General features: G+C 71.2%; 3 protein-coding genes and 2 riboswitches. Of the genes, 2 read left to right on the forward strand and 1 reads right to left on the reverse strand.

What is annotated here, in order from left to right:
* A partial coding sequence (gene cobA, locus F3J14_RS33475) for a uroporphyrinogen-III C-methyltransferase (protein WP_166726552.1) occupies positions 1-735 on the reverse strand: 735 nt, incomplete at its 3' end.
* 190 nt (positions 736-925) lie between these two features.
* Positions 926-1,091, reverse strand: a riboswitch (cobalamin riboswitch).
* Between the two features lie 188 nt (positions 1,092-1,279).
* Positions 1,280-1,543: riboswitch (cobalamin riboswitch) on the forward strand.
* Between the two features lie 340 nt (positions 1,544-1,883).
* On the opposite strand from cobA, the gene cobW reads away from it, so the two are divergent.
* Complete coding sequence (gene cobW / locus F3J14_RS33480) at positions 1,884-2,972, forward strand: cobalamin biosynthesis protein CobW (protein WP_166726554.1); 1,089 nt, start codon at positions 1,884-1,886, stop codon at positions 2,970-2,972.
* A 6-nt stretch (positions 2,973-2,978) separates the two neighbouring features.
* Positions 2,979-5,302: cobaltochelatase subunit CobN (gene cobN / locus F3J14_RS33485; protein WP_166726557.1), on the forward strand; the 2,324-nt coding region annotated here is incomplete at its 3' end.

Raw genomic sequence — 5,302 nt, forward strand, 5'->3', positions numbered from 1 at the left:
AAGCGCCGCGCGCACCGCGGGATCGTCGGCGAGCGCCGCGACGCGGCCGATCACGACGATCGCGGGCGAACCGATACCGGTCGCGCCCACGCGTTCGACGATCGTGTCGAGCGTCGCGAGCACGTGCCGCTGCCCGTCACGCGTCGCGTTCTCGATCGCCGCGCACGGCGTGTCGCCGGCCACGCCGCCGTCACGCAGCGCGGCCGCGATCGCGTCGAGCCGGCGAATGCCCATATAGATCACGATCGTCATCCGCGTCGCGGCCAGCGCGCGCCAGTCGGGTTCGTCCGCGCCCGCGCCGTGGCCCGTGACGAAGATCACGCCCTGCGCGTCGCCGCGATGCGTGACCGGAATGCCGAGCGCGGCCGGGGCGGCGATACCGGCCGTGATGCCGTTCACGACCTCGACCGGGAACCCGGCCGCGCCGAGCGCGAGCAATTCTTCGCCGCCGCGGCCGAACACGAACGGATCGCCGCCCTTGAGCCGCGCGACGCTGCGACCCGCGCGCAGATGCGCGAGCATCGCGGCGACGATCGTTTCCTGCGGCGTCGACGCATGGCCGCCGCGCTTGCCGACGTGCTCGATCAGTGCGTCGACGCGCGCGTGGCGCAGCACGTCGGGGTTCACGAGATCGTCGACGAGCAGCACGTCGGCCGCGGCGATCGCGCGCACGGCCTTCAGCGTCAGCAGATCGGCGTCGCCGGGGCCGGCGCCGACGAGCCATGCGCGGCTCATCGGACGCGGCACGGCGCGCACCGTGTCGTGGCAGTGGAAAGGGGACAGCGAGCGGCACATCGGCGGCCGGCGGACAGGCAATGCATGACGGATCGAGCGAAGCCCGCGCGAGCGCGGGCGGAAAGCGCACCCCATCCGTCCCCCGCGGATCGGGCGTTCGGCGAGCAGCGGGCTCGCCCCTTGCGTCGGCCGGTATCCGGGCTGGCCGCTTGCCAGGCCGCAGCCTTCCCGCCCGCTGAAGGGCAGTGGCATCGCGGGCGGCCTGGGCGCGTGCGGGGAACCGCGACGCGCGGGCGGCGTACCGTTGCGGGGACAGCACAGGCCGGGCGGACTTCCGCCTCCTGTTTCCCGTTTAACTGCGCGCGCCGGAGGAGCGCGCGCGAGCACCGAACGCGGCGCATACGATAGCACAGCGCCCGGCCCGCGCGAACCCGCCGCGCGGGCGCCTGGGGTGGCCCCCGACGTGGCACCGGGCGCGCTGCCGCGGCCATGCCGGACACCCCGCGGCGGCCCGTTTCACCTTGACGCTCCCCGCACCGCCGCCTACACTCGCACGCGTTTTGGTGCTCGCGCGCGCTCCTCCGGCGCGCGCAGTTAAACGGGAAACAGGGAGCCTGCCTGCGCCGCAGTCGAGCCAACCTGTGCTGCCCCCGCAACGGTAAGCGAACGCATCGCGCCCAGCGCGACGCAGCGCCGCTTCGCCGCATGCCTGCCGCATGCGGACGACCGCCACTGGATGCCGCGCATCCGGGAAGGCGAAGCGGCGTGTTCGTCAGCCCGGATACCGGCCGAAACATTGGGGTTCAGCGCCGCGGGGAGGCGGCGCATCGTCCACGGCCGCAGCATGCCGGACACCCGAGCGTTTCCCGCTTCCTCCGCCAATCCGCCCGCCGCCGCACGCGCGCCGCGCCGCGCCGGGCCGGCGCGACGAACGGCAGGCGGCGCGGGCAGGGCAGGCGGCAGCCGTGCCGGCATTGACCATGCCGACCGTTCACAAGGAAGCGTCATGTCCGATTCGTCGTTCCGTGCGTCGTGCGGCCGTCCGGCCGGACTGCGCCGCGCCACCCCCGCGATCCGCCCGACGACATGCCGCGCCGCATTCGACGCGACGATCCCGGCCTGATTCCATTTTCGCCACAGGACCTACCATGACCCTACGCAAGCTTCCCGTCACGATCGTCACGGGCTTTCTCGGCAGCGGCAAGACCACGCTGATGCGCCACATCCTGCAGCACGCGGAAGGCCGCCGCATTGCGGTGATCGTCAACGAATTCGGCGAGCTCGGCATCGACGGCGAAATCCTCAAGGGCTGCGGCATCGGCTGCGACGATACGGAGGACGCGCAGGGCGAAGCGTCGGGCCAGCTGTACGAACTCGCGAACGGCTGCCTGTGCTGCACCGTGCAGGAAGAGTTCTATCCGGTGATGGAAGCGCTCGTGGAGCGCCGCGCCGACATCGACCACGTGCTGATCGAGACGTCGGGCCTCGCGCTGCCGAAGCCGCTCGTGCAGGCCTTCAACTGGCCGACGATCCGCAACAGCTTCACGGTCGACGCGGTCGTGACCGTCGTCGACGGGCCGGCCGCCGCGAGCGGCCAGTTCGCCGAGAACCCGCAGGCCGTCGACGCGCAGCGCCGCGCCGATCCGAATCTCGATCACGAATCGCCGCTGCACGAACTGTTCGCCGACCAGCTGTCGTCCGCCGATCTCGTGATCGTGAACAAGGCCGACCTGGTCGCCGACGCGCAGTTCGCCGAAGTCGAAGCCGCGATCCGCGAAGAGATCCCGCCGCAGGTGAAGATCGTGCGCGCGACGCGCGGCGAACTGGATCTCGCGATGCTGCTCGGGCTCCAATCGGCGTCGGAGGAAACGATCCACCTGCGGCACGACCATCACGGCTCGGCCGACGACGGCGATCACGACCACCATCACGACGATTTCGATTCGGTGGTGGTGTCGGGCGACGCAGGCTCGCGCGAAGCGACGATCGCCGCGCTGCAGCGCGTCGTCGAGACGCACACGATCTATCGCGCGAAAGGTTTCGCGGCGCTGCCCGATGCGCCGATGCGGCTCGTGATCCAGGGTGTCGGCCGCCGCTTCGACAGCTATTTCGACCGTCGCTGGCAGGACGGCGAAACGCGCGCGAGCCGCTTCGTGCTGATCGGCGAGGATCTCGACGCGGCCGAACTGCAGCGCGCGTTCGAGGCCGCGTGCGCGGCCCAGACGCAGCAGGCGTAACGCGCGATGCATCTGCTGCGCACCACGCCGGGCGGCTTCGTCGACGATACGCAGGGCGTCGTCCGGATCGACCAGCAGCCGGCCGACATCGTGATCCTGAGTTCGGCCGATACGACCTTGTCGCTGCTGGCCAGCGTCGTGCCGAAGCTGCCGGCCGGCTTTCCGAGCGTGCGGCTCGCGAACGTCACGTTCCTGCGGCAGCCGGCGTCGGTCGATTTCTATGTCGACGACGTGCTGCGTCATGCGAAGACGGTCGTGATCGATCATCTCGGCGGCGAAGCGTACTGGCCGTACGGGATCGAACAGGCCGTGTCGCTGGCGTCCAAGCGCAAGCAGCAGCTCGCGATGTTCTCGGGCGACCTGCAGGAAGACCCGAACCTCGTCGCGAAGAGCACGGTCGCACCGGCGCTGTGCCGGCTGTGGTGGCGCTACCTGCGCGACGGCGGGATGCACAACGCCGAAGCGCTGCTGCGCAGCATCGCATTTCATACGCTCGGCTTCGGCGACGAACCCGAGCCGCCGCGCCCGCTGCCGGCCGCCGCGCTGTATCACCCGGCGCGCGACCCGGCGAGCGTCGACGACTGGCGAGCGCGCTGGACGCCCGGCGCACCCGTGGTCGCGATCCTGTTCTATCGCGCGCACTGGCAGGCCGCGAACACGGCCGTGTTCGACGCGCTGGCCGATGCGCTCGTACGCGAAGGGCTCAATCCGCTGCCGATCGCGGTCACGTCGCTGAAGGACGCGGTGAGCCGCGAGGTCATCACGCAGCTCTGCAACACGCATGGCGTCGCGCTCGTGCTGAACACCACGGCCTTCGCGGCCGGCGCGATCGACAGCCCCGAGCCCGACGTGCTCGCCGGCGACGCGCCGGTGCTGCAGGTGATCCTGTCCGGCGGCAACCGCGACGCATGGGTGGCCGACAACCAGGGGCTGCACGCGCGCGACATCGCGATGCACATCGCGCTGCCTGAAGTCGACGGGCGCATCGTCACGCGCGCGGTAAGCTTCAAGGGGCTCGCGTATCGGTGTCCGCACACCGAAGTCGACGTCGTGCGCTACCAGCCGGACGCCGAACGCATCGCGTTCGTCGCGGCGCTCGCGCGCGGCTGGTGCCGGCTGCGCACGCTCGACAACGCCGACAAGCGCATCGCGCTGATTCTCGCGAACTATCCGCAAAGCGAAGGGCGGATCGGCAACGGCGTCGGGCTCGATACGCCGGCGTCCGCGCTGCGCGTGCTCGCGGCGCTGCGCGACGCGGGCTATACGGTGGCCGACCTGCCGGCCGACGGCGACGCGCTCATCGCACGGCTCACCGAAGGCGTGACCAACGACCCGGCCGTGCGCGCACTGCGCCCCGCGTTCCAGAGTTTCGCGCTGGCCGACTACGTCGCGCATTTCGCGCGGCTGCCGGCCGCCGTGCGCGATGCGCTGAACGAGCGCTGGGGGCCGCCCGACGCGGACCCGACGCTGCGCCAGGGGCGCTTCCCGATCGCGGGCTGGCGCGCGGGCAATGTGTTCGTCGGCATCCAGCCGTCGCGTTCGCGCGGCGAGAACGACTATGCGAGCTACCACGACGCGGACCTCGTGCCGCCGCACGCGTACCTCGCGTTCTATTTCTGGCTGCGCGATGCGTTCGGCATCGACGCGGTCATCCACCTCGGCAAGCACGGCAACCTCGAATGGCTGCCGGGCAAGAGCGTCGCGCTGTCCGACGCGTGCTGGCCGGACCTGACGCTCGGGCCGCTGCCGCACCTGTATCCGTTCATCGTCAACGATCCGGGCGAGGGCAGCCAGGCGAAGCGCCGCGCGCAGGCCGTGATCATCGATCACCTGATGCCGCCGCTCACGCGCGCGGAAAACTACGGCCCGCTGCAAGATCTCGAACGGCAGGTCGACGAATACTACGAAGCGCTGATGGTCGATGCGCGGCGCGCGAAGCTGCTGCGCAAGACGATCCTCGCGACGATCGCCGAACACCGGCTGCATGACGAGCTGAGCGTGTCGCCGCCGCGCGACGCCGGCGACGAGGACGCGCTGCTCACGCGCGTCGACGCGTGGCTGTGCGAATTGAAGGAAGCGCAGATTCGCGACGGGCTGCACGTGTTCGGCGCGTCGCCGATCGACCGTCAGCGGCGCGATACGCTGCTCGCGCTTGCACGCTTTCCGGTCGGCGACGGCAAGGGCGAACGCGCGGGGCTGATCGCCGCGCTCGCGCGCGATCTCGCGCTCGGCGACGATTTCGATCCGCTCGCGGCCGACTGGGCCGCGCCGTGGACGGGCCCGCGGCCGGCCGTTCTGCAGGCGCTCGACGCGTCGCCGTGGCGCCATGC

The sequence above is a fragment of the Burkholderia sp. Tr-862 genome, assembly GCF_011753085.1.
GTDB classification, from domain to species: domain Bacteria; phylum Pseudomonadota; class Gammaproteobacteria; order Burkholderiales; family Burkholderiaceae; genus Burkholderia; species Burkholderia ambifaria.